Raw genomic sequence first — 211 nt, forward strand, 5'->3', positions numbered from 1 at the left:
AAAGGGCCTGTCCCCTGTATGGGTACGCTTGTGTGTGGTGAGACTACCGGATGAGGTGAAAGCCTTGTTGCACCGGTCAAAGTCACATAAAAAGGGCTTGCTCCCTATGTGAGTGCGCTTGTGTCTGATGAGTGAACCGGATTGGGTGAAAGATTTTTTGCAGCCGTCAAAGTTACAGATGAAGGGCCTGTCCCCTGTGTGGGTGCGTTTG

At 51.7% G+C, this 211-nt stretch carries 1 protein-coding gene; it reads right to left on the reverse strand.

Going from position 1 to position 211, the window contains the following annotated elements; genetic code table 11:
- A partial coding sequence (locus E1189_RS26050; protein ID WP_408014663.1) for a C2H2-type zinc finger protein occupies positions 1-180 on the reverse strand: 180 nt, incomplete at its 3' end.
- Positions 181-211: the final 31 nt, after the last annotated feature.

Source organism: Parendozoicomonas verongulae, from assembly GCF_009711465.1.
Taxonomy (GTDB): domain Bacteria; phylum Pseudomonadota; class Gammaproteobacteria; order Pseudomonadales; family Endozoicomonadaceae; genus Sansalvadorimonas; species Sansalvadorimonas verongulae.